Origin of the sequence: Pedobacter ginsengiterrae, from assembly GCF_039537385.1 — a bacterium.
In the GTDB taxonomy this organism is placed as follows: domain Bacteria; phylum Bacteroidota; class Bacteroidia; order Sphingobacteriales; family Sphingobacteriaceae; genus Pedobacter; species Pedobacter ginsengiterrae.
Map to the genome: position 1 here is coordinate 178944 of NZ_BAABAK010000016.1, position 26106 is coordinate 205049.

The following is a 26106-nucleotide window of genomic DNA, read 5'->3' on the forward strand; positions in this document are numbered from 1 at the left end:
CAAAAATTGGATTGAAACCTATTTTGTTTTTCATTTCGTCTTAATTTTAAATAATTTTTTGTGTTACAATATGTTGTTAAGCTTTATGTATTGAAGAAGCATTATTGTTTTTCCATCTTTAATTTCGCCGCTTTCTACCATTTTCATTGCTTCCGAAATATCAATTTCTAAAACCTCTATATTTTCTTCTTCGTGCTCAAGTCCGCCGCCCTCATTAACCTTCATTTCTTTTGCATATTCGGCAATAAAGAAGTATAAAATTTCTGTCACTGAACCTGGCGACATATAGGCTTCAAATATTTTACGAACATCGGTTATTTTGTAGCCCGTTTCTTCTTCGGTTTCTCTTCTGATACAATCTTCAGCATTGTCTTTGTCTAATAAACCTGCGCAGGCTTCAATTAACATCCCTGTTTCATTTCCGTTTACAAATGTTGGAAGACGAAATTGTCTGGTAAGGATTACTGATTTTTGTTCCAGGTTGTAGAGTAAAATTGTTGCACCATTGCCTCTATCGTAAGCTTCTCTACTTTGAATCAGTTTCTTTCCGTCTTTTTTGGTGTATTCGTAAGTTATTTTTCGAAGTACATACCAATTGTCAGAAAGAACTTTAGAATCTAATATCTTAATGTTGTCTATCATTGTATGTTGGCTTAATTTTAATCTTTTATATAAATAAAGAATCTTCAATTTTGCAAAAAAAAATCGAATGAAAGAACTAAAAATTAAACTTTGCAGTTTTGCTCCACTATTGTGAAACCTTTGTTGATTGCAGTTTTTATATTTTACGTTTCATTTCATATTGATTTGTGTAATTTTTCATTCCTCTGCCTTCGAGAAAATTGCCAAACCCATCAAATCTTGAGTCAATATTGATAAAAGAAATTTCTTCCGATTCGATTTCAAAAACTGAATTCAGCAATAGACTTCCTAAGCCAATCTTTCTGAATTTTTTATCAATCGCTAATTGATGTATTCTTTTGATTTTTGTATTAAAAATGATATAGCCAAGTATTTTATCATTTTTGGTTATTCCGAAACAAATGTTTTGGTCTTGCAAGTTATTAATCGTTGTAATCGAATTTTGCCAAGTTGGTGTATAATCCCAAAATGTTTGGAGCAAATTCCAATTCAAATCTTTTAGCCTAATGATTTTGTAATCTTCTTCAATGTTTTTTGATGCTTTGAATTTCAGTTTTCCTTTGAAACAATTAAGCTCTCTGATAATATTAAATCTTTGTTTTTGGTATGTTTTTATTGCAGGTATGTTCTCTGTCAATACTTCCAAAATCATTTCTTCTACTTTGTTTTCTTTTAATTTAGGTAATATGTAGTCATACATTTTCGAAGTCAGATTATTTCCTCTAAAACTTGGAATTACTCCTGTCCCGCCGTTATAGTTTATTATTTTTCCTTCTGAACTATTGATGAAATGTAAGATAAAGGCTATCAGATTGCTGTTATCAAAGACACCGACAGATAAATCTAATCTTCCACCTTCACTCAAAAATTTAGCTTCAAGCTGTTTCCTGCTAAATGTAATTGGCAAAACGTAATCAGAAAAAGCAGAATTAAATGTCTCCGCTATTTCTTCAAATGTTACTTTTTCAAGCGTGTCAATTTTTTTCATTGTTTTTTAAAATTACAGCTAACGTTTCGAGGCTTTAGGTTCGGGCGGGCAATAAAAGCACAAATCTTCAATAGAATTACTGTTATTGAACCGTGCACAAATGTTCAATCGAGGCTGTTCAGCCCCCGCTTTTGGCAAACCCCTGCTAGCGGCTAGCATTTTCAATTTATTACGTTTTCAATTTTTAAGTTTTTCAACTTTGTCAATGTTCCAAATTTTGTGTTGCTAACAGCTTTCAATTCGTATTTGTTGTTAGGTGTTTTTGCTATTATCTTGTCTTCATAAATGATATACTCTGTGTTATGATTTGTAAATGACAAAGTGTTTTCGCCATTTGAATATTTGAATGTATCGTTGTAAAGTAATTCTATTCTGTCGTTTGCGTCAGTAAAAGCATAATACAAAATAGATTCTGTTTTACAAACGTGCATTTTTTTCTTATTTTCAAATCCAAAAGAAAGCAAAATTTTGTCTTTATTTTCCTCTACTTCAAAAATTTGATATTTAGATATTACCATTTTTCCTTTAATCAAATTCTGTTCTTCCATATCCCACGTAATTCCTGTAGGACTCAATCCTTCTTCAACTATTTTTATTGGATAAGGGCTGTTATTTTTTACTTTATAATTTGAATACTGGTGCCAACAGCAGCCGCTTTTTGTCATTGGGCGAATTGTTTTTGTTTTGTAGTCAATGTCAAACATTCCGCAATAATCTTGTGCAAGTTCAGTAAATTCAGGATTCTGTTCAAATCCATTGTTTGTAGCCAAATAGATTTGGAAAGATGGTCCGTGGTAACAACTATTTTGACCGTCCATAATTGCAAAGTCTTTTATCCCGTCAAAATTGAAATCTTTGTATAAAATTGAACTTTGTTCACCGTAAGGCATTTCTTTTACGTTGGCAAGAACTTTTCCTTTATGAAGGGTAAAGGTTAATTCGTCCGAACTGATTTTAATAAGTTGTTTCTTAGTTTTCTTGTCGAAGACTGCAACCCAACCTTTGCTAAAAACTTCTGTTGTGTCTGCAATATATAATTTGCCTAAATAATCTTTTGAAAAATTGTCAACGACAAATGTTGTCTGGCAAAATGCAGATTTTGAAAGTAGAAAAATTAAAATGAATGCTATTCGTGTCATTTGTCTGTGTAGTTTAGGTTTATGCTTGCCGCCAACGTTTCAGGGCTTTGCTTTCGGGCGGGATTTCGAAGCACAAAAGTTGATATTATTACTAGGGTTCAATCGAAGAACTGCCGTTGAATTTTGCAGTTTCGCTCTCCATATTGACAAGCTGATGTGTGGATTTAGTTCTGCCTTTATTTTAAATCTTTCTCTGCTGTCCAGGTGTCAAATGCTATGTCTGCACCAGCTATTTCTATAATTCTGTCTTTGTGTGTCATTACTCCCAAACCGTGTTCGCTGTCCCACGAACAAGAAAAGCCAAAACCTATGTACGGATAGCCTTCTTTAATTACAGATGTAACATAAAAATTAATCGGTGTTAACAAGTCTAGAAAATCCTGAATGCCTTTTAAATCAGGCATAAAATCTTGTTTGTTTTCTTCCGAATAGTTATAGATGTTCTGTAGGTCAGGATATTTTTTCAAGAGTTCATTGAGTAAGTTTCTTAAAATTATCTCTTGATTTTTTTGTAAATACTCTAAACCGTTTTGTTGATCTGTGGTTGGCTTTTCGACAATTTCGCCATCTTCATCAAGCAAATTATAATACAATTTTTCATTTTCCTTGAAGAAATCCTGCCAATATTTTAATTCAAAAATGATGTCAAAACCTTCTTCATCACTATCTTTTTTATTAGTCAGCTCTTTTGGATTTTCAAGATGTTTATTGAAAAATTGATAACAAAATGGAGCTCTTGTAAAAATGTAATCTTTGTTTTCGGCATAACATAATTTAAAAAATTCGAGAGCTTTTTCCTCATTTCCACATTCTAAGCAACATTCTCCGTTGTAATAACTATTTATATAAGCAGGATGTTTTTTTGAAAGTGAATGTGCATCCATCTCCACAATCCATCTCATCATATTTTCAAAATCATTTATGTTGATATATTCATTTATCATTCTTCCAATAAATATACTTCCTTGATGAATATTGTACTTTTCTTTATCTGCTTCTTGCCATTTTTGTTCTATAAAATTGATTAATTCCTGTTTTGTTATTTTAGATTTCCTCAACATTGACTTATCTAAAAAAGTGTCGATTTCAGCTATGATATTTTGTGCGTTGGACATTTCGTTGTTTCTTTATTGTTCAGATTTGTTTTGGTTGCGCGGTTCGGACATCCATCAGCCAACGTTTCGGGGCTTGGCGTTTGGGTGGGGCAGTTGAAGCGCAAATCTTCGATTTTGCACAATAGTTCAATCGAAGAACTGCCGTTGAACTTTGCAGTTTCATCCCACTATTGCAAAACCCTTGTTAGGCGTTCGGCAATTCTGTTCTTCCCTGTTTTCTATTAAAGATTTTTTGTTCCACTTCATCCAATGCTTCTTTGAGAATTTTGGCATCTAATTTGTCAATTTAAACCTTGCTTTATCAAGTCGAAAACAATTCTTTGCTTTTCAATTTCTTGTTTTGCTGGATAATCTGCAAAATTTTCTAAGACCGCAATTCCATAAACAAACCAGTTCTCGGCTCTAATTGCGTGATACAAAGAATTTTCAAAGGTGTCAGAAATCATAATATATAAGTGAGTATAATTGGGAAGTCGAAATTTCTTTTCTCGAAGTTTTTCTAATATTCTTTCACGAAAACGATTTTCGTAAGGAGAAAAATAAAATTTATCTACGTTCGGAAGATAGTACATAAATCGTAAGTCATAAACCAACTTCTTCTTTTCTTCATCTGATTGTTCTCGAATTGCCCTCTCTTGAAGACGCTTTTCTATAGCTTCCTGTCTTAAAATATTTTCATATTTATCATTTAATTTCCATAAATCTGTCTCTTGCAGTTCCTTACCCAGTTGAGATAGAGTTGCTTTTAGTTTCTGCGGGTCATATCCGTCATCTTGCTTCTTTTTCGAAATGATAATTTCAAAGCCTTATCAATAACTTCAAGCATATCTGTCAGGTTTTTTTCTTTTTCAGCCATTGGAAGAGTAATCCGAACCATTGTTTTGCCACGGTAGTAATGTGGTAGTTTTGCAAACCATTCTTTACGTACTTGATTTTTTTCTTTTGATGATGAGAAAGCCAAACAGATTTCAATTTCTCCGTAGGGAAATTCTATATTTTCAGTTTGAAATTTATCCAAAATAATTCTTCCAAAATAACCGAACGGTTCATTTAAACCACCGCCATATGAGTTACTGCTGTTTTTTCTAAAATGTATCCACATAATTTGTGTTTTTTATCGTCTTCTCACTTTATGAAAGTGCACGTTCTTTGCTGACGCCTAACACCTAAACTTACGCATTTCGCAAAGCCAAATTAATTAACATTCGCAAATAAAAATTTTTCTCGTCTCTCTTTTATTCCTATTTTGTTTATCTTCAGATGATTAACCCCTGTTGTTTGCGATTATGTTTTTTGGATTTACGAATGTTACACCTTTTCAGTCAAATATGAAATATTCAGAAATTTTTAAACAAAAAATGCAGATTGCAGGTATGGTGAATCAACAATAAAATCTTACACAGCTGCTCTTGCTAGCTTTTTTAAAGAAAATAGCAGCACGGGTATAGAAAATATAGATGAACAAATTATCGAAAAATATCTATATCAAATCATTAGAGAGAAGAATATTTCGGCTGCGTATCAAAAGCATTTAATAGGGAGTTTAAAGCTATTCTATAAAATGGTTTTCGATCAAACGCTAAAAATCGATTACCTTTTTCCTAAAAGAACGGAACAAAAGTTGCCTAAATACCTCAATAGGGAAGAGGTTAAGAAAATTCTTGCAGTAGTAGAAAATTTAAAGCATAAAGCAATTTTGAGTTTACTGTACGGTTGCGGTTTAAGATTAAGCGAAGTAATAAACCTGCAAATAAATAACATTGATTCCAATAATGGCGTAATCAATATTAATCAGGCAAAAGGAAAAAAAGATAGGCAGGTAATGCTTCCGCAAGCCGTTTTGCCGTTACTAGGGGCTTATTTTAAATTGTATCGCCCAAAAGTTTATTTGTTTGAGGGGCAATCTGGGTATCAATATTCTTCTCGAAGTGTGCAAGTTATATTAAAAGATGCTGCAGCGAAAGCAAAAATAATTAAAGATGTTTCGCCACATATATTACGACATAGTTTCGCTACACATTTATTAGAAAACGGAACAGATATTAGGTATATACAACAACTGCTTGGACACAATAGTTTAAATACCACGCAAATTTATACGCATATTACCGATGTAGTTAAAAGGAAAGTACAAAGTCCGCTCGATTTCTAACAAGGAAAAATACAAGCAAAAAAAAGCATCCTTTGATCAGAAGGATGCTTTTAATTTTTTTAGAAGATTCTAAAAACTATTTTGCCAAACCAGCTAAAACAGCATTGTTTTTTGCTAATTGATCGTTTTTAGGTTGTGCAGAGCGGCTTCCTAACTCGATGTTAGTAGCTCTCTTTAAAAAATCTACATCTTGTTGTGCAAAGTTTTTATTTCTTCTGTCTTTTCTTTTTAATCTGGTAACTGCCATGGTAATAACCTTTTATTATTTTTATTTGTACAAATGGAGGTCGAGAGCGGATTCGAACCGCTGTAGAAGGTTTTGCAGACCTCTGCCTAGCCACTCGGCCACTCGACCTTGAAATTCAAGGTTGCAAAAATAGCAATTATTAGTTAGCTCGCAAATATAAATTCACAATTAATCATATTAATTTTTTGTCCGTGCTATTTCCGAACAAAAAATTGCGGCACTTACTGCTACATTTAGTGATTCTGCTTCGCCAAATCTTGGTATAGTAACAGGCTGATTAATTTTGGCTATAACTTCTTTGGTAATACCTTTTCCTTCGTTTCCTAAAATAATTAATCCTTCGTTGCCCCAATTGGTTTTGTAGATAGAATTTCCATCGAGTAATGCTCCAAATACAGGGATTTCGTTATCTGTTAACAGCGTAAATAAGTTCTCGTAATAAATATTTACCCTGGCTAGCGAACCCATTGTTGCCTGCACAGTTTTTGGATTATAAGCCTCTACACAATCTTCTGAGCAGATTATGTTTTTAAAACCAAACCAATCGGCAGTGCGTATAATTGTGCCCATATTACCAGGGTCTTGCACGCCATCCAAAATCAATGTAAATTGATTTTTTAAGTTTTTTAAATGAATTGTATTCGTTTCAGGAATATGAATGACAGCTAAAAAACCTTGTGGTGTTTGTAAAGTACTAATCTTACTTAATTCAGCGTTGTTTACTTCAAATAAGTTTATATTTGCGGGTAATTTGGGTAACAAGTTATACTGTTCGCCAATGTAAAATATGGAATGAATCTGGTATGGAGCTTGTATAAATTCTTTAATAGATTTTATACCTTCAACAAGGAATAACCCAGTTTCTTTACGGTATTTTTTTTGATGTAACGATTTAATAAAACTAATCTGAGATTTTGAAAGCATACAAATCCTTTAAATATTCTAAACTGAAAAGCCCTGCAATATTACTATTAATTATTGTTTTAATGCAGGCTTGTTCATCAACTAAATACATTCCCGATTATCAATCGATAGTTAAAAAGGTTACTATTGATAGTGTTGATAAGAAATTTGAAGAGCAGGCTTATAACTACGTTCAGAAAGATATCAGGCCATCATCTGCCTTTGGCATAAACGTACCATTGTATAATTTATTTAATACTAAAGATGGCCGTTACAAAACAACTGATATAAAACCTTTTGGTTCGCCACCAGCAATTTTGGATAGTGCTTTGGTCGAGATTTCCAGAAATCAAATAGAAAAATTTTTAAAAGGAAAAGGTTATTTTCAAGCCAAAGTTACTGCCGATATAAATGTAAAAGATAAAAAAGCAGAAGTTAATTTTAAGGCTCAACCAGGTCCTCCATCGTTTATTGGAAAGTTAAGCGACTCTATTGCAACTAAAAGTGTTAAAAGCATATACAATTCTACCAAGCCAACTTTTACGCACTTACACGAAGGGATGCAGTACGATGCAGATTCGTTAGCTTACGAACGTGAGCAAGTAAACAGGGTAATGAAAGAAAATGGATATTTTTATTTTTTAAGACCTTATGTAAATTTCGATGTTATAGAAACCAGAGATGTAAAAAAGGTAGATTTGAAATTGAATATTACTAATCCGCCTGCAGGCGATCACAAACAATACAACATTGGTACAACTTACATGGTTATTGCCCCAAGTCCTGATGGATTTCCAGATTCGTTAAGAAACTATGTAAGCCGAGATACAACTCGCGGAATTTCGTTTACAGATTTATCAAAAAGATATAGAAGAAACCCTATAACCCGTTACGATTTTTTAAAGCAGGGCGAATTATACGATATTAGAAATGAAAGTTTAACGTTTGACAGGCTGTACGAGTTAAATGTATTTAAAAATGTTAAAATTGAATATTTCAGAAGAGATAGTACTTCAAATAAAATAAGTCCGATAATTCTGTTAACACCACAAAAGGTGATGAGTAATCGGGTAGAAGGAGAAATTCCTTTTAACGGTGGTACGGTGGGCTTCAACTTAAGTAATACCTATACCAATAATAATTTATTTCGTGGTGCAGAAAGATTTGAGTTGCAGGTAAAAGGTGGTTTGCAATCAAGAATTGGAAACGGAACTTCGCCATTTCGCGATATTTATCAAAAAGATTTTTCGGTGAGCGCAAGCATATCGGTACCTCGTTTAATTATTCCATTTTACAAACCAGAATTAGGCGGTAATGGCATGCCGCATACTACTTTCTCTTCGAGTTATATTTATGCTTTACAGAAAGATGTTTCGGTAAGGAATATATTTATTAATTCAGTTACCTACGATTGGGTAGAAACGAAATCAAAGTTGCACTCTTTTACGCCCTTAAATTTCGAATACAGATTTGGGAGTTTAGATCCAAGTGTAGATCAAAATACAGTTCTAAATAACCTTTACTACTCCACCTTATTAGCTCGAAAAGATTTAACATTAGGTATGAAGTATACTTATACCTTAAATGCCAACAAACTTAATCAATTAAGGAGTTTTGTTTATTTAAGGGCTGGAATTGATATTGCGGGCAATATGCTTCAAGCCATATCGAATTTAACTGGTGCTAAACATAATCCTAATAATTTTATCGATGGCGATTCGCTTGTTAGGGATTATGGTAAAATATTGGGCTTACCTTACAATCAATATGTTCGCCCAGAGGTCGATATACGCTGGTACAAACATTTGGGTGGCGACAGGCAATTTATTGCACGTATGAATGCTGGTTTAGGTTACGCATACGGAAATTCGGTTTTTATGAACTTTGAGAAAAGGTTCTTTGCTGGCGGATCGAGCGGAATAAGAGCCTGGCAAGCCAGAACTTTAGGCCCAGGAAATTACAACAGAGAAACTTTAGGCAATGATACTTTGAGAAGAGCTGTTTTTGGTTTAGATCAATTAGGAGATTTGCGTATCGAAACCAACTTCGAATATCGTTACATGGTTTTAAGAAAGTTTTTTGGTGGTGTTTTAAAGGGTGCAGCTTTTGTTGATGCAGGAAATATCTGGAATTTAAATGCTGATAATGGTGAGGAAGGCATGTTGAAATTAAACAAAGTTGTACAGCAACTTGCTATTGGAGCGGGTTTAGGCTTAAGATATGACGTACAGTATTTTGTATTCAGATTTGATGTTGGATTAAAGCTTAAAGATCCACAGTTTTCAGGGTCAGACCAATGGGTAGTTAGTAAGTTTTTATCGGGCGGACGAGATTTTAGAAACAACTTTAACGCAACGCATGCGCCAGATACTTACCGCTTTTTACAATATAATTTCGGTATTGGAATGCCGTTTTAATTTAATCGAAAAGGCTTAATGGTTTAGGTTCGTCTTTTGGGTTTTTAAATAAAAACTCTTTATAAGGCTGCCATCTTTTATCTATGTGTTTGTAAACCCAAAATCTGTCGACAAAAAACTCACGCTTAAAATTCTTGTCTTTATACTCATCCATAATTGAAGCGTAAGTTTCAGGTTTCACATCTTTAAAAGCAATGGTAAGATGAGGATTAAATTTAAAGCTGTCTTTTTGATTTATCAAAGCTAAAGGCTTAAGCGCCGATTTTATTTGAGCTTGCAATTGCATAATGTGTGCGTTTCGATCAACATCAATAAATATGGTGTGCGGAGCAAAGGAACCGAAACCTTTTAAAACCTGCGAAAAACTTTCAGAAAAAGACGCACTTTCCAAAGCTTTAAAAAAACTTTTTTCCATTTCTAAGGATGAAATCTTTACTGGATTATATAGCGTAATATGAACAGGGCGCTTTAACGATTTGTAAACTTTGTATTTATCAGAAATTTCATTTCTAATAACATCTACATCTTCCATTATTGATAAAGATGGAATTAAACAAACTAAAAATAGATTTTCCATACTCAAATTTACTAAAAAAATTAGCAATATTTAAACGGTTTTTCTAAATTAGAATAGATTTTTAAGTCCATCAAATATACTCTCGAAAAAAGTAGCCAGGTTTAGGCCGCTGCTGTGGTTAAAATATACGAACACCAGAAAAATAATAACTGCAAAAATGATTAGTTTTCTAAATGCAAAGGCAATAATTACCAGTAGTACAGGGATTATGAAAAGCCATAAACTATTAATAGCGTGCGGACTTAAGTCGTTTTCTTTTTTATAAACATATACTAGTTTGCTGTGTGTACCCGAATCGTTTTGGTGTTTTAAGTAAATAAAAGTAGAGCGCTCGATGGGTAATGGAAGTACTGCAATCCCATCATTAAATTTAAGGCTTTGGGTAAAACCGCTAACACTAAAGGTGTAAATTCCGTTTATGTTTTCGTTTGGATTATCTAATGAATCGGCTGCAATAATGGCTAGTTTATTGTTTTTCAATAAGTTTTCTTTAACAAGAAAGTTATTAATTTCTGAAGTTTGTGCAAAACCGAAAAAGCTGATTAAGCAAAGGAAAAATAAGATAAAGCCTAGTTTCATTCTATAGAACGTTTATTGTAAATTAAATAACCGATATGCAATAATACACCATTTCTTTTAATCGCGTCGTTATATAAATTATAACTTAAACTAACAGGGCCAACTGGCGTTTGATAAACCAAGCCCGCAGTAGCTGCATAGCGGATTTTTGTAATGGCTTTTGCATAAGCTACATCCTGTAAATTGTTTAATTCGTATTCTTTGTGGGGTAAAAATAAGTAACCTTCTAATCTAAAATCTAAATTTTTTCTAACACTGAAAATATTTTTAATTCCGCCTGCAGCGTAGGTAGATGCTCTAAATTTATCCAGAAATAACGACCGACTATCTTGTAACGGATAAAACGCTGGTGCTACCAATAGGGTAGAATAGTAGTTGTTAAATAATGGCTGATTAGAGATTACGCCTTCAACAATGTAGCCTAGAGTATATTTCTTTAAATGTAGAAAATAGTTTTCCTGTGATAGTTTTACACCAATCCATTGCCTTAAATGGTTCGATGGTAAAAATGTATTGGCTGGTACAACGTTTCGGAAAATATTCCCTGGATTATAGTTTTCACGACCTGTAGTAAAATTAAAACTCAACAAAAAGCTTTGTCCTCGGGTGGCGTATTGTTTTCTGTTTAAAGAATTTTTTTCCAGGTTTAATGAAGCTTTAAATCCATTAAAAATGGTTTGGTCTAATAAATCGCCCACTGCAAAAGTACTGTTCGGGCTATACTCATCTTGATTATTAATAAATGACGAGTGCAATACAATTTTAGTATTATAGTTTAAGGGAACACCCATCATCAAATCTATTTTTCTATCAGATTGTTCGATATAAATTGGATGCGGGTTTTCTATAAAAATTTGGCTTGTATTATAAAAATTCCAGTGATTGTAAGTTAATTCTGCCCCAACAAATAATGGTAGTTTTGTTGGGTAATCTACTCGGCCACTAACCTGAACCGATTCGTAAAAACGACCTGAATAAAAACTTGTACCAAATGTATATGCCTTACGATTTAGATAATTGTATTGTGCGCCTAAAAAAACATTACTAATTGGCCTCGACGAGATATTTCCGCCTATATCAAGTTTAAAACTTTTTTTAGGTTGCGCAACTACTTCAAATGTATAACTATCGGTTGTAGGTTGATAAGCAATTTTAGGATATATGGTTTCGAAGGTTTGATCGGCCACGAGCTTATAATAGCCACGTTTTATGTCTTGCAGATTGAATGTTTTCTTATCACTTTTAAAAAGACGTTCGACGTATCTTTTTTGTTGTTCATTTACCCCCGAAACAGTTATGTTATTAAACACGAAATCGCGTTTTTGGTCATTAAACCTAGCTCTTCTTTTTTCTAAATCTTCATCGGTAACTCTTCGGCTAATAGCGTTTTTTATTTTTTCCATTTCGGCCATTGTAGCATCATAGCCTTTTTTTATAAGTTCTTTTGCTGGCGAGAAATTTGTAACGCTGTAACCTGTTAAATCGGGTTGGATATAAATGCCGTTTTTACCAACCATTGTCGAATCGGATTTTGATAAGAACATAAAAACCAAAAAGCGATTCATTAACCTGTCATCGTTGTTTTTTGGGTATTCGTTATATGTTTTTGATGAAACATTCGCTCCAATAATAAAATCTGGGTTAAATTCTTTTTGCATAACATCGGCAGGGAAGTTATTGTATAAACCCCCGTCGAAAACATATTTGCCATCTAATTTTATCGGGCGATAAATTATTGGAACGGTCATGGTTGCTCTTACCGCTTCGGCTAAACTGCCTTTGTTTACTGTAATACTTTTTTGCGATAACACATCAGCAACCATACAGCGATAAGGGACAAACAAATTATCGAAATTATCTTTTGAAACGGCTGATGCCTGAGAGAAAAGTTCGAGAAAGGCAAAATTTAAAGGAATGTCATTTATTAAATTAGAACGAAAACTCAAATGAAATCCTGTATCAATAGCGACTTTTGCCGCAAGCATGGATGCATTTGGCGCATTTTTTTCGAAGAAATAAGTGTAATCGCTGGTATATCTGCCATTAACCCAGTTTTGAAATTCATCGCTAAGGGCAATTTTTTCTATTTGAGAAGGAGTGTAACCAGCGGCGTACATTGCACCAACTATGCCACCCATTGAGGTTCCTGTAATGTAATCGATGGGAATGTGATTTTCTTCTAAGGCTTTTAAAGTGCCAATGTGAGCGAGACCTTTGGCACCACCGCCACTAAAAACAAGTCCAATTTTCTGCGCCTGTAACTGGGTACAGCACAAAACGAAAAGCATCAGCAAAAATCTTTTAAAAGTTACCACCCTCTAAAAATAAGATTTTCTTTTAGAAATTAGTTTAGTATGAAGATGTTATAAGTTAAAAATGATGCAAAACTTACCCATAAGAAGTATGGAATGAAAATTAAACCTGCCCATTTATTAATTTTATAGAACATGGAGGCATTAACAACTATAACTATTAACAGTAGAATAATTTCTGCGAGAGCAAACCCAACTTCGTGGAGATAGAAAAATATAAAAGACCAAGCCAGATTTAATATTAATTGAATAAAGTAAATCGCAACGGTTCTTGGAAAGTGTACAATTTTATCTCTCCTAATCCACACCAAATAGGCTGCAATTCCGATTAAAACGTAAAGGCTTGTCCAAACTGGTGCAAATAGCCAATTTGGTGGATTAAATGATGGCTTATTTAGGGTTGGGTACCAGGTTTGAACTGATTTTGCTGTTGCCCAACCACCTAAAGCTCCAACTCCAAGCGTTATAGCAATATTAATAATTAAAGCTACTGGTTTAAATTTCATGTCACTAATTTCAGTTTAAACAAGCATAAAACCTAAATGTTTTTCTATCTGCCAACTGTTGGTACAACTGGTAAACTTTCATTGTCTTCGTTTCCAATACTTTGAACCGCAAATAAATAATTGTCTTTGCTGTAAGGTAAACGTAATTCAGTTGCTGTAGTAAAAAATTTCTTCTGCCAAACAGGGCTACTAGTTTCACGCATTAAAATGTAATACCCTTTTGTGGTGCCATTTACAGGTGCTTTCCAGTACAGAAAAGTAGAGTTGCTCAGGTTTTTAACGTCAACTTTAACTTCTGTTGGCATTGATGGAGCCTTAGCCAAATTAGCTAAAACGGCGATGTTTACAGCTGTGTTTTTTCGCAGGTATTCAAAATCCATAAACTCAATTAAATCCCCGTACTTTACACCTTTTTCGGTTCTTAAATCTTGATGCTGATGTTCGAAGTTCTCGTTCATTTCGGTGATTCTAACTGCTGTAAAACCATTTTCTACGAAAGGTGTATGGTCGCCACCACGAAGAAATCTATCGTTGCGATAAATTAATTTAACCTCAAGCTGATCAACATAGCGTTCGCCAATCTCTTTTACATAACGAGCCAATTGTCTGCTTTTTCCATCATTTTCTAAGCCAAATTGTCGAATATTTTTTGCGTTTTTATCTAATTCGAAAGCAGGTAAACCCTCGCTAAAAACGCGAAGTTTTGTATTATCTATAATTTGAGTTTCACTTGCATTGTTGCTTCCAATCATATCATTGTTTAGCATGGCTTCAATGTTCCATGCTTCTTTTTTTGCTTTAGCAGCCATAAACCCCGAACCTAATAAAGATTGTTCTTCGCCGCTAACGGCTACAAAAATTACGGTTGCAGAGAATTTATATTTGCTCATTATTCTGGCTGCTTCAATAACGCCAGCAACACCGCTACCATCGTCGTTTGCACCAGGTGCATCACTTACGCGATTCATTACATCGGTTACACGGCTATCCAAGTGCCCACTTACAACGAAAACGCGTTTATCGTTAACATCATTTCCTTTTAAAATGGCGACTGCATTGCCCAATAAAATTGTTTGGTCAACACGTTTACCATCGGGCTTAATTGTTGTTGTATCTAAAAAAGCAGTTAGTCTGCCATCGCTTTGCTTTGCAAATTGATCAAATTTACTAACCACCCAATTTCTTGCTGCGCCAATACCTTTTGTTTTACTTTTTATATCACTTATAGTACTTCTTGTTCCAAAAGAAACCATTTTTGTTATATAAGATTTTAAGGAATCTGCATTAACAGATTTAACCATCTTATCTATATCGGTGTGGCGATTAACAATAGTTTGTGCCTTCGCTGAAAAGGCAAAACCAGTAAAAAGTGCGATCGTAAAAAGTTTTTTCATGCAAGAATAATTAAGATAGCTAATGTATCGAATATTGAGAATTGTTTTATACTCATCAATCGAAATGCTGTAACAATTTAAAGATAATAGATGATTGCAATTCGTTCGGTGGCGTTTTTGCTAGAAACAGCTTGTAATGATGAGTTTGTATATTTACTTTTCAAAACGGATTGGTATAGGGCTTCGCAAAGTATAACTTATGGAAAATTATAGTGTAGTTATTTTAATTCTTACAATAATGATTGGTCTTTCGGCAATTGCCGATCAGATTAAACTTCCGTATCCTGTTTTGCTAATTATTGCGGGTATTTCAATAGGTTTTATTCCATCAATTCCACCAGTTTCATTAAATCCAGAAATTATATTTTTAATTTTCTTACCGCCACTACTTTACGATGCAGCTTTTAACATATCATTTAAAGAGTTTAAAACCAATATTAATACAATTGGCACACTTTCTATTTCGTTAGTTTTTTTAACGGCGGTGGGTATTGCTGTGGTAGCACATTATTTAATACCAAACATGACCTGGCCGCTTTCTTTTGTTTTAGGTGCCATACTTTCGGCAACCGATGCTGTTGCAGCTATGAGTATTACCAAGGGATTAGGGCTTTCGCATAAAACCAATACTATTTTAGAAGGAGAAAGTTTAATTAACGATGCTTCGGCTTTGGTTGCTTATCGATTTGCTGTTGCTGCGGTTACTGGTTCGGCATTTGTATTTTGGCGTGCTGGTTTAGAATTTTTGATTTTAATGGCAGGTGGTATTTTGGTTGGCATGTTGATGAGTAAAATATTGGGTTGGATTATTAGAAAAGTAGATCGAAACCAACTTGTAATTCTTAGTTTTTTGTTACTAACACCATTTTTAACTTACTTAATTGCCGAGCACGTTCATGTTTCGGGTGTGATTGCAGTTGTGGTTTTAGGTTTAGGAATTGCACGATTTAGTGTTAAAATGTTTCCCCAAAAACTAAAAGAACAATCTAAATCTATTTGGGATATCGTGATTTTTCTATTAAACGGATTAATTTTTATCTTAATTGGTTTGCAGTTTCCGTATGTAATTAAAAGTATTAGTAAGGTTATGGTATGGCAATATATAGGTTATGCTTTTATCATTACAATAATTACGTTGGCATTAAGAATGGTTAGGGTTTTTTGGCAAAAATCGAATTTACAAAGGGCTTTTGATAAAGGAAAAGGAAGGATTACAGAATTTGCTTTGCTCGATTTTAAAAATAGCTTAATTATTAGCTGGTCGGGGATGAGAGGCATTGTTTCTTTAGCAATTGCCATCGGTTTGCCCGAAAAACTTAGTGATGGAACACCATTTCCTGAACGTAATGTTATTATTTTTATATCCGTTGTTGTTGTACTTTTTACATTAATTGGGCAAGGATTAAGTTTACCCTGGTTAGTGAAAAAATTAAATGCTGAACCTTAATTTTTGTAGCGTTTTTATATTGATACACGTTTAATGAAGAAAAACTAACCATGAAAAACATTCTAAAATTAACACTGGTATTATCTATACTTTTTATTTTTTCAGCGTGTAAAAAGAAATCTTTAGAAAAAGGTATAAATGGAACCTGGGAGTTGCGCCATGTAGCTGGCGGCATGATTGCTGGTGCAGATCCTAATTACAAAAAAGGAAATGGCGATATTTATGTTTTTAATAATCAGAACTTTGAACGATATAGCCAAGGGAAACTTATCCAATCGGGTACATTTGTAATGTCGACAGAGCGTAAGGATATTAATAACAACCAAGCTAATTCTGCTATAACTTTTAGTACCTCGGCAGAAAAATATTATACCAATTTATCGGGCAATAAACTAACTATTTTTATAGGGGTTATAGCTGCTGATGGTGTTGAGGTTACTTACGAAAGGCAGTAACTATTTTATATTACAGTTTTATGAGGATTAAAGCCAAAAATTTTAAATTTTTGCTATTTGCGTGTTGATTTAAAATTAGAGTTTTTTGGAGTAAGGACTTAAAGTCAAAAACTTTATGCCATTAGTAAATATTTTATATATTTATTCATGTAAATCGGTTTACATCTCTGAGTTTTAATCATCCCAAAATAATCTGTAATGGATAGGTTTCCAATTAATCTAACTTCGGCTAAGTGCGAATTGCTTGATAGAATTCTTCAAGAATTTAAACACGAAGAATATATTAAAACAGAAAGAGTATTGAGTATTTTTCGTGGAAATGCCATTTTAGCTTCAGAATACCTTCAGTTATTAAATCAATTAAACTTAATTATACTAATCGGTGAAGTTCACGGACACCCACTTCCTGCACTCATAGGCAAACAATCGGGTTTAGAGATTTTTTTAAACGAAGGCGGATTTATGGCCAGACTTGAGCTTAAAAAAGCGCAAGAAGAAACTGGCAAAAGCATGATTGAACTTCAAAAAGAAATTTTTGAATTACGGAGCCAACTTGCTGCTTGCCGAGAACTTATTGCAAAGCAAGAAATGGCTATGCTAGATATGGATGCAGAACTTAAGCGCTTAGAAACTGGCTCGGAAAACGAAGACTTTGGTTAATTGTAGCGTTTTGTAAAATTCATACGTTTTACCTAGAAACCTTTAAACGATGATAAACAAATTACTGAAAACCTATGGATTGCTGTTTTTGCTTTCTGTAGTTATGATTTCGTGCAAAAAAGATAGAACCGAGCCTGACGGTAAAAAAGATGTTCTTACTGGCGCTTGGCAAGAAAGTGGATTAACTGGTGGCTTCGCCCGACTTGTTGTTTTTGAACCAGGAGGAGGTTTTTCGCTTAAGGCTTCTGATAAAGAAGGTTTATTAACAACTTTAAGCGGGAAGTACACAATTGAAGGTGATAATTTAAAAGTTTCGATTACAGAGCAGACCGAAAGGCAAGCGAATGGTTCAATGCTAAAAACAACAGTTAACACTAAGTTATACGAAAATGGTAAGTTTTTAATAACTTATCTATCTATTCTTACGATTAACCACATTACTTATCCCGCAGATGGACCAGTGTCTACTATATCAAAGTTTAATAAAATATTACCGCTATAAATAGATTAAAAAAAACGGGCTTGAATTCAAATTCAAGCCCGTTTTTTTTATCAAGGATTTAATTATCTATCTTAATTTCAGTTCTTCTGTTCAACATCCTACCTTCTTCACTATTATTAGAACTTACAGGCTCTTTTTCGCCATGGCCAACAATTCTAAAGTTCGATGCATTTAATCCAGCATTAACCAAATAAGATTTTACAGAATTTGCTCTATCTATAGATAAAGACATATTATGATCGGGTGTACCTTCGGCTGATGAGTGACCATTTAAAACAAATTTCGTATCAGGTGATTTTTTCATTTCTGCAACTGCTTTATCTAAAATAGAGAAAGATGAAGTTTTTAATACTGCAGAATTAAATTCAAACTGAATATTATCTAAATTAAAATTTGGTTTATCTGCTGGTTTAGGCGTTTCAGCTTCTTTTACAGGTTCAGGAGTAGGCTTTTTTTCTTCAACAGGAGGGGTAGGTTTAGCAACAGGCGCTGGATCTGGCTTAGCAATCATTTTTTTTGCTTTGCAAGAATACATTGTTAAAGTTGCCATTCCGATAAGTGCAGTAAATAAAAGATTTTTAGTAATGTTCATGTTTCAAAATTTGTTTTAGGAATTAATTTTGTATTCAAGTAAAATACGTACTAATTGATTAAAGCTATAACGATACTTTTTTAAAGAACTTATATTTTCGAGAATTTGATTGGGTTTAAGCAAGTAATTTTTGGAATATTAATATTTTAAAAATGAATATTTATATTGTTTGAAAGCATATTAAACAGCAATTATATTTTGAAATAGCGCAATTAGTTCTTCGATAAATAAAAGCAGGTAAAGTTTTGCTGATTTTAACTTTTTAGGTAAAAAACCATAATATTTAAAAAAGTTAGCACTAAAATTTGATGAGTTTTTATAACCTAAGTCTGCAGCAACCTGGCTAATCTGCATTTTATCTTTAAGCAGCATTCTTTTAGCGGTTTTCATCTTGTACTCGTTTAAAAAACTGAAAACTGTTTGTCCGAAAACAATTTTAAAATACTTTTTCAGATAATTTTCATTGGTGCCAATTTTTCTAGCCAAACTTATAAGAGAAATCGGGGTTTTTAAATCCTCAATCATTATTTCACGAGCCAAATGTATAGCCTGATTCATCTGTTCTGGGACCTCAACTGTGTCAGAATTTGTTTCCAGATTTTTTATCTGATATTCCAATGCACACAATAATTCCATTGTTTTGGCTTCCAGATAATTTGCTTTTAATTCTTCTTTATAATTGCAATTAAACATATTAAACAGTATATCTGTAATGTTTAAATCTGCATAAAGCTCTGCATTGAAAGCAATTAAATCAGTAAATAGTTTGTATCTGGTTTTGTTTAGCCGCAAGAAATAAATAGCCTCATTATCATCAACATAGTTGATAAAGAAACGATAGCTGGTTTTATTCTTTTCGCAAATAATCAGGTATCTATCGGGAAGTAATAGCGTTTTATGATTATCGCCATCTACTTTTATAGTAGTGTTATTACTTAAAATTATATAAAATTCATCTGGTTCTACATCCATTTTATGAAGATAGAAACCACCAGACTTAATATTTATTTTTCTAATTAAAGCGCCATCAATCTTTAATTCAAATTGCTTCGATTCTTTATCCATTTTATGCTCGGAAGCATCTTTATTATATCCGTTTTTATTATTTCCGTATTCGGTTATAAAATTTCCTTTATCGGGCATTTTGAGTTTTTTGTAAATGATACTTTTGCCACAAATCTAGTATTTATTTAGACTGCTTATAAATAATATTAGTAACAAAATCATTAATTGACAAAAAATATATGAAGAAAAGTTTACTTATGCTTTTCTGTGTATTCGCATTCTCTTTATATGCCAATGCTCAGAAAATCATGTTCAAGGGAAAAGTAACAGATGCAGAGCGGAAGCCTCTGGCTGGTGCAACAATATTTGTAGAAGGTAAAAACGAAAGTGTTTATGCCGATAATCAAGGAGAATTCTCAATTTCAGCCGACTCTGGGGACAAGTTATCTATAGCTTATATTGGCTATAAAAGACAGGTTATTGCTTTAAACAACGCAAACACACCACTTTTGATAACCTTAGCTACCCAAGAAAACCAATTGGCTGAACTTGTAGTTACTGGTGCTTTAGGTATTAAACGCTCGGCAAGAGAGTTGGGTACAAGTACGCAGAGCTTAAAGAACGATTACCTGAATCAGGGGAAAGCTATTAATCCTTTAACTGGTTTAACCAGTAAGGTTTCGGGTTTACGTGTAAATATGTACGATAGTAAGGTCGATCCACAAATTCAGATTGTTATGCGTGGTTCGAGATCTTTAAACCGAACTAAAAACGAACCAATTTATGTTTTAGATGGTGTTCCTGTACCAACAATTGGCAGAATTAATCCTAACGATATTGAAGAAATTACCGTTTTAAAAGGTGCTAATGCGGCCGCACTTTATGGTTCGGAAGGTGTTAACGGTGCGATTATGATTACGACTAAGCAAGGGGCTAAAGGTAAAGGAAGAGTTACTTTTTCTAACACCACAACGTTTTCTAAAGTGATGATGTTACCACCAGCTCAGAATACTTTTGGGCAAGGGGTAAATGGAGCTTATGTGCCTACACAATACGAAAGCTGGGGCCCAGCATTTGATGGTACAATGAAAAACTTTGGTGCTGTTTTGCCAAATGGAACTCAACCACAATCGCTATATGCAGCACCAGATCAGGATGCCCGATTAAATCTTTTCGATACTGGTTTAAATATGCAAAACGACCTTTCCTTTTCTGGGGGGGATGATAAAACGACTTATTTTTTCTCTGCTCAAGATGTATCGATAAAAGGTATAATGCCTGAAGATGAAAGTAGAAGAACAGGTGCGAGATTTAATGGAACCAGAAAATTTGGTAAATTAAATACATCCTACGCTGTAAACTACGTGCTTTTTAATAAAAATACTACACCTGATGGACCTTGGATAACAGCATATCAATTGCCTGCAAATTTCGACTATACTAACATGAAAAACTGGCAGGATAGAAGTTCTACATCTAATCCAGCTAATTTCTTTACGGATCAGCAAAAAAATCCTTATTTCCAGATTGATAATTATCGAGATGATACCAAACAACAAACTTTAACAGGAAAAATTGAATTGGATTATCAATTTACCTCGTGGTTTAAAGCTTTATACCGCTTTGGATATTACTCAACTGCTGCCGAAACCAGAAGTACAGTTGGTAAATTCGAATCAACAGGACAAAGAAATGTAAATGGTTCTGTAAATGATGGTTCTGATAATTTTAGAAAGGTTAACAGCGACTTAATTTTAAACTTCAATAAGGATTTTGGAAAATTTACCACTCGTTTATTAGTAGGCCAGAATTTAAGAAGCGATTACACAAAAGCCCATAACTTAAGCTCGGCAAATCTTCTTTTTCCCGATTTGTTTAATCAAGGAAGTGCATTAGGGCAATTGGCAGGAAGAAGCACGATTACCGAATACAGATCTTTAGCAACTTACGGAGAGTTTACTGCGGGTTATAACAACTATTTATTCTTAACCTTAACAGGAAGAAACGATTGGGTTTCTACGTTGAGTAAAGAAAATCGTTCTTATTTCTACCCAGGAGTAAGTACATCATTTGTATTTTCTGAAGCCATTAAAGGGTTAAAAAATAGCAAAACACTTTCTTTTGGTAAGGTTTATGCATCGTATAACAAAACAGGAAATAATACCTTAAATCCCTATTCATTAAACAATCCTTATTCGCAAGTAAATGGTTTTCCATTTGGAAATTTGGTTGGTTTCCTTCCAGGATCAACTTTTCCAAATCCAAATATCGAACCCGAATTTGTTACCTCTTACGAAGCTGGAATTCAATTGGGTTTATTTAATAATCGTTTAAACTTTGAAGGGGCTTATGTATTCTCTGATTCGAAAGGTCAGATTTTTAATGCAACCACTTCTCGCGCCACAGGTTATGCAAGTGCAAGGGTAAATGCAGGTAGATTAACTAACAGTGTTATCGAATTAAATCTGAATGGAGATGTTGTTCGTAATGCCACCTTTAAGTGGAACTTAGGTTTTAACTATACCTATATAAATAATCAGGTTAAAGAATTATTCCAGGGATTAGAGTCGTTTAATATTTTCCGTCAATCTTACGCCAATATAGGGCAGGCTTACCCAAGCTTACAAGTTAGCGATTACAAAAGAGATGGGAATGGCAATGTCGTAATCAATCCTGCAAACGGTAACCCAATTGTAGCTACAGATCCAGTGCATTTGGGAACAATGGTACCACCCCATCAAATGGGTTTAAATACAACATTAACTTATAAAAATATCAGTTTAGGTGCACAATTCGATTGGAGAATGGGCGGATGGTTATACTCTGAGATTGTACCAAGAATGTACACTGCAGGTACACACCCAGCAACTGTAGAATTTAATCGCCAGCCTTTTATTTACCCAAATTCGGTAATAGAAACGGCTCCAGGTGTTTTTACACCAAATACAACTGTATTATCAAGAGGCGATAAGGCTTTTTGGCAAGCTCAAGGAGCTGTTCAAAGTAATACTGCTGCAAAATCTGACTATTTTAAAATGCGTGAGCTTAACGTTACCTATAATTTGCCAGCAAAATTATTGGCAAAACAAAACGTAATCAAAGAAGCAAGAATCAGTTTTATTGCAAACAATTTATTTTTAATCAGACATAAAGATAATACCTATGGCGATCCAGAGTATTTATACAATGATACAGATGGGTATATAAGTTTTAGACAAGTTCCTCCATACAGAACATTTGGGTTTAATGTTAACGTGGTATTTTAAAGAAATAAAAATGAAAAGAAATTTAAATATATATCTGTTCGCAGCATTAATCACTGTTGGATTAAGTTCTTGCGAAAAATTTTTGGATGTAAATGATGATCCAAACAATCCAGTAAACCAAAATTTGCCATTGAGTTCTAAATTACCTGCTGCTCTTTTAAGTACAGTAAATCAAGAAGCGATTCAACTTAATCAATTGGGCTCCTTTTGGGGCGGTTATTGGGGAACAAACAGTGAAGGCATTAACCAGTATTTTAAAGAAAAAAGTTATGATGGTCCTTCAATCAGGCACCAAAGAGATGGTATTCCAATTTGGGAAAACGGTTTTCAAAACTTACTTTATTATCAATTAATTAAAGAACAAGGGCAAGCTGAAGGTGCAGGATATTATACAGGAATATCTAAAATTATGCAAGGCTGGCACTTTTTAAGATTGGTTGATATCTACAATAACATTCCTTTCGATGATGCTTTGCAGGGAACAAAATTTCCAACACCACGTTATGAAAGTGGGCAAGTTGTTTATCAAAAATCTGTAAATCTGATAACAGAAGGAATCAACGAAGTTAAAGCCGCTGCTGCTGATCCATCAATTGCCAGAGCAGATGTTATTTTTGGAGGCTCGAAACAATTGTGGGCTAAATTTGGAAATACAATAAAATTACGAGCACTTATCCGCCAAAGTGAAACCAATAACAACACTTATATTACGGCTGAAATTCAGAAAATAGTAGCAGAAGGAAGTGGTTACTTAGAATTAACTCAAAATGTTACGCTAAAACCAGGCTATGAAAACACAGCTGGCAAAATTAATCCATTTTGGGATACTTATTACCGCAACGTTCAAGGAGCAACAACTGCTGCTTTCGATAATTTACGGCCAACAGTTTTCTTAATCGATCAATACAAACAACGTAACGATCCGCGTATGGCTAAAGTTTATCAACCTGCTGCTGGAGATTATAAAGGCGTATTATTCGGAAACCCAAATGCTGCGGGAGAGTATAACAGAGCCGCAACATCGGCACTTCGTGGACCACAAGAAAATGCAAGTGCAGCAGCTGGTTTATTGAAGAATGCTTTGCAACCCTTAGTTTTAATGGGTGCTTTCGAAAGTTTGTTTTTACAGGCAGAAGCAGCTCAGCGTGGCTGGATTACAGGAAGTGCAAAAACTTTTTACGAGCAAGGTATTCAAGCTTCATTTGCTTATACTGAAGTTCCAGCAGCAAGTTTTGCAGCTTACAATGCTCAGGCAACTGTAAATTTAGATCAAGCTACCGATAAAATAAGTGCAATTATAACTCAAAAATGGCTTTCTATGAACAGCATTAGTGGGATTGAAGCCTGGAGCGATTACAGAAGACTAAGTTTACCTGCGATTCCAAATTCTCTACTTGCGCCTTCTGCAACAGCAAGACCGTTGCGTTTAATGTATCCCGAATCGGAAAGACAAACTAACAACGCTGAAGCCAGTAAGCAGGGTAGCGATCAAGTTACTGTAGATAAAATTTGGTGGGACAAATAATTTTTTATAATGGATTTAAACCGTTGAACAAACATTCAACGGTTTATTTTTTTTATACAAAACGAGTAATTTTTAATTAATTTAAATAAAAAGCTCATAACGTTTATTATTTAGAATGATTCTTGTTAACTTAGCCGAAATTCTTTTAGTCTGTTATTGAATAATTATATAGACTATCGAATTATAAATCACAAAATACTTAGCTCTAAAATGAAAAAAATCATCCTGGCTATTCTGACAATAGCTTCTTTGAGTGCACAGGCTCAAAAAAACACTTTTTTCGATCAGGCATTCTGGAAAGGAAATACAGATTTAGCTTCTATTAAAGCAGAAATTGCTAAAGGAAGCAGTCCATCAGAACTTAATGCATCATCATTTGATGCAGTTGTTTATGCAATTAACAGTAACGCACCACAAGAATCTATTTTGTTTCTTCTGGCTCAGCCTGGAAATGATGTAAACAAAATAACACACGATAGCAGAACATACCTTATTTGGGCGGCTCAACGGGGGAATGTTCCAGTAATGGAGTACCTTTTAAAAAATGGATCTAAAGTAGATATTCAGGATAGTCATGGATATACTGCCTTAACTTTTGCTGCTGCAGCTGGTCAGCAAAACACAAAAGTGTACGATTTATTAATTCAAAAAGGAGCAGACATTAAAAAAGATCTTAATCATGACGGAGCAAATGCATTGTTAATTGCTATCGCAAATGATAAAGATTTTGCGCTTACTGATTATTTCGTTTCTAAAGGCCTAGATCTTAACAGCAAAGACGCTACTGGTAACACTGCTTTTAATTATGCTGCAAAAAGCGGCAACATCGAATTGATGAATAAATTAATTCAAAAAGGTGTTAAGTATAACGATAATGCAATGATTATGGCTGCACAAGGTGGTCGAGGTACTTCTAATTCGTTAGAAGTTTTTAAATATTTAGAAGGGTTAAAAATTAAACCCACAGCAATTGGCACAAATGGCGAAAATGCGCTTTACTATATTGCCCGCAAACCAAAACAAGAAGAAATTATCAATTATTTTATCTCTAAAGGCGTAGATATTAATCTTGCTGATAAAGAAGGTAATTCAGCCTTTATGGTTGCTGCTGGTTCTAACAGAGATTTACCTACGCTAGAATTATTATCTAAAAGCGTTAAAAACATTAACCAAGTAAATGTAAAAGGTGTTTCTGCGTTGGCATTAGCCGTTCGTGGTAATTCAGCTGATGTTGTTAAGTTTTTATTAGATAAAGGAGCAGATATTAATATTGTAGACAAAAGTGGCGATAACATTTCTGCATATCTTTTGCAAGCTTACAATCCACGTGGTATGGAAGATTTTGAAGCTAAATTTAAACTACTTACCGATAAAGGCTTTGATTTAAAAGCTGTTCAACCAAATGGGAATTCTTTATACCACTTAGCAGTTGCTAAAAATGATTTAGCGCTTTTAAAACGTATCGAACCTTTAAACGTTGATGTAAACCTTAAAAATAAAGAAGGTTATACTGCATTGCATAAAGCAGCAATGACGGCGAAAGACACAGCATTAATGAAATATTTGATTTCTATCGGAGCTAAAAAAGATATTACTACAGAATTTAAAGAAACACCTTTTGATTTAGCTACAGAAAACGAATTTTTATCTAAGAACAAAATAGCAATAGACTTTTTAAAATAA

22 protein-coding genes, 1 tRNA gene and 1 pseudogene are annotated in these 26106 nt (G+C 33.8%); 9 read left to right on the top strand and 15 right to left on the bottom strand.

The genetic code is table 11. The features are described from left to right. Positions 1-63: 63 nt before the first annotated feature. The 5 genes from nudK to ABD692_RS16610 form a co-directional block, all read right to left on the bottom strand. The gene (gene nudK / locus ABD692_RS16590) at positions 64-642 is read right to left on the bottom strand and encodes a GDP-mannose pyrophosphatase NudK (RefSeq protein WP_344768748.1); all 579 of its coding nucleotides are present in this window, start codon (positions 640-642) and stop codon (positions 64-66) included. Between the two features lie 136 nt (positions 643-778). Next, on the bottom strand, positions 779-1630 hold the full coding sequence (locus tag ABD692_RS16595) for a GNAT family N-acetyltransferase (RefSeq protein WP_344768750.1): 852 nt from the start codon (positions 1628-1630) through the stop codon (positions 779-781). 161 nt (positions 1631-1791) lie between these two features. Then, positions 1792-2769 (bottom strand): XAC2610-related protein, encoded by a 978-nt coding sequence (locus tag ABD692_RS16600; protein ID WP_344768752.1) that lies wholly within the window; start codon positions 2767-2769, stop codon positions 1792-1794. 176 nt (positions 2770-2945) lie between these two features. Next, complete coding sequence (locus tag ABD692_RS16605) at positions 2946-3884, bottom strand: DUF6985 domain-containing protein (protein ID WP_344768754.1); 939 nt, start codon at positions 3882-3884, stop codon at positions 2946-2948. 745 nt (positions 3885-4629) lie between these two features. Beyond that, positions 4630-4986 (bottom strand): hypothetical protein, encoded by a 357-nt coding sequence (locus ABD692_RS16610; RefSeq protein WP_344768756.1) that lies wholly within the window; start codon positions 4984-4986, stop codon positions 4630-4632. 279 nt (positions 4987-5265) lie between these two features. On the opposite strand from ABD692_RS16610, the pseudogene xerA reads away from it, so the two are divergent. Continuing rightward, positions 5266-6036, top strand: a pseudogene (gene xerA / locus ABD692_RS16615) (site-specific tyrosine recombinase/integron integrase); the annotation flags it as partial. A 76-nt stretch (positions 6037-6112) separates the two neighbouring features. On the opposite strand, the gene ABD692_RS16620 reads toward xerA, so the two are convergent. From ABD692_RS16620 to ABD692_RS16630, 3 genes are all read right to left on the bottom strand, one after another. Then, a complete protein-coding gene (locus ABD692_RS16620) occupies positions 6113-6283 on the bottom strand; it encodes a spore protein (protein WP_123205146.1) in 171 nt (56 codons plus the stop codon). Between the two features lie 34 nt (positions 6284-6317). Beyond that, positions 6318-6391, bottom strand: a tRNA-Cys gene (locus ABD692_RS16625). A gap of 69 nt (positions 6392-6460) precedes the next feature. Next, positions 6461-7207: a TrmH family RNA methyltransferase gene (locus ABD692_RS16630; protein WP_344768761.1), complete on the bottom strand. Its 747-nt coding sequence runs from the start codon at positions 7205-7207 to the stop codon at positions 6461-6463. On the opposite strand from ABD692_RS16630, the gene tamL reads away from it, so the two are divergent. Next, positions 7198-9603, top strand: coding sequence for a translocation and assembly module lipoprotein TamL (gene tamL / locus ABD692_RS16635; protein WP_316757904.1), 2406 nt, complete (start codon positions 7198-7200; stop codon positions 9601-9603). The genes ABD692_RS16630 and tamL overlap by 10 nt on opposite strands. 1 nt (position 9604) lies before the next feature. Here the strand turns inward: tamL and ABD692_RS16640 are convergent, their stop codons facing one another. From ABD692_RS16640 to ABD692_RS16660, 5 genes are read right to left on the bottom strand one after another with little or no spacing between them, the layout of a single operon-like run. Then, on the bottom strand, positions 9605-10180 hold the full coding sequence (locus ABD692_RS16640) for a 2'-5' RNA ligase family protein (RefSeq protein ID WP_344768763.1): 576 nt from the start codon (positions 10178-10180) through the stop codon (positions 9605-9607). 48 nt (positions 10181-10228) lie between these two features. After that, positions 10229-10759 (bottom strand): hypothetical protein, encoded by a 531-nt coding sequence (locus ABD692_RS16645; RefSeq protein ID WP_344768765.1) that lies wholly within the window; start codon positions 10757-10759, stop codon positions 10229-10231. Beyond that, a complete protein-coding gene (locus ABD692_RS16650; protein WP_344768767.1) occupies positions 10756-13047 on the bottom strand; it encodes a patatin-like phospholipase family protein in 2292 nt (763 codons plus the stop codon). The genes ABD692_RS16645 and ABD692_RS16650 overlap by 4 nt, the downstream gene beginning before the upstream one ends. Positions 13048-13103: 56 nt before the next feature. Beyond that, positions 13104-13577, bottom strand: a complete 474-nt coding sequence (locus ABD692_RS16655; protein WP_316757914.1) for a TspO/MBR family protein — start codon at positions 13575-13577, stop codon at positions 13104-13106. 44 nt (positions 13578-13621) lie between these two features. Further along, positions 13622-14971 (bottom strand): M20/M25/M40 family metallo-hydrolase, encoded by a 1350-nt coding sequence (locus ABD692_RS16660; protein ID WP_344768770.1) that lies wholly within the window; start codon positions 14969-14971, stop codon positions 13622-13624. A gap of 199 nt (positions 14972-15170) precedes the next feature. Between ABD692_RS16660 and ABD692_RS16665 the strand changes: the two genes are divergently transcribed. From ABD692_RS16665 to ABD692_RS16680, 4 genes are all read left to right on the top strand, one after another. After that, entirely contained in the window at positions 15171-16418 is a 1248-nt protein-coding gene (locus ABD692_RS16665; protein ID WP_344768772.1) for a Na+/H+ antiporter, read from the top strand. Between the two features lie 50 nt (positions 16419-16468). Continuing rightward, positions 16469-16873: a hypothetical protein gene (locus tag ABD692_RS16670; protein WP_316757920.1), complete on the top strand. Its 405-nt coding sequence runs from the start codon at positions 16469-16471 to the stop codon at positions 16871-16873. Positions 16874-17071: 198 nt separating this feature from the next. Beyond that, complete coding sequence (locus ABD692_RS16675; RefSeq protein WP_316757922.1) at positions 17072-17533, top strand: hypothetical protein; 462 nt, start codon at positions 17072-17074, stop codon at positions 17531-17533. Positions 17534-17582: 49 nt separating this feature from the next. Further along, complete coding sequence (locus tag ABD692_RS16680) at positions 17583-18035, top strand: hypothetical protein (protein ID WP_344768775.1); 453 nt, start codon at positions 17583-17585, stop codon at positions 18033-18035. Positions 18036-18093: 58 nt separating this feature from the next. Here the strand turns inward: ABD692_RS16680 and ABD692_RS16685 are convergent, their stop codons facing one another. Together ABD692_RS16685 and ABD692_RS16690 are read right to left on the bottom strand one after the other, a co-directional pair. Beyond that, the gene (locus ABD692_RS16685) at positions 18094-18627 is read right to left on the bottom strand and encodes an OmpA family protein (RefSeq protein ID WP_316757925.1); all 534 of its coding nucleotides are present in this window, start codon (positions 18625-18627) and stop codon (positions 18094-18096) included. A 180-nt stretch (positions 18628-18807) separates the two neighbouring features. Continuing rightward, positions 18808-19770: a helix-turn-helix domain-containing protein gene (locus ABD692_RS16690; RefSeq protein ID WP_344768777.1), complete on the bottom strand. Its 963-nt coding sequence runs from the start codon at positions 19768-19770 to the stop codon at positions 18808-18810. 101 nt (positions 19771-19871) lie between these two features. Between ABD692_RS16690 and ABD692_RS16695 the strand changes: the two genes are divergently transcribed. The 3 genes from ABD692_RS16695 (at position 19872) to ABD692_RS16705 (ending at position 26106) form a co-directional block, all read left to right on the top strand. After that, positions 19872-22898, top strand: a complete 3027-nt coding sequence (locus ABD692_RS16695) for a SusC/RagA family TonB-linked outer membrane protein (protein ID WP_344768779.1) — start codon at positions 19872-19874, stop codon at positions 22896-22898. Positions 22899-22908: 10 nt separating this feature from the next. Then, positions 22909-24423, top strand: a complete 1515-nt coding sequence (locus ABD692_RS16700) for a SusD/RagB family nutrient-binding outer membrane lipoprotein (RefSeq protein ID WP_344768781.1) — start codon at positions 22909-22911, stop codon at positions 24421-24423. A 210-nt stretch (positions 24424-24633) separates the two neighbouring features. Then, the gene (locus ABD692_RS16705) at positions 24634-26106 is read left to right on the top strand and encodes an ankyrin repeat domain-containing protein (RefSeq protein ID WP_344768783.1); all 1473 of its coding nucleotides are present in this window, start codon (positions 24634-24636) and stop codon (positions 26104-26106) included.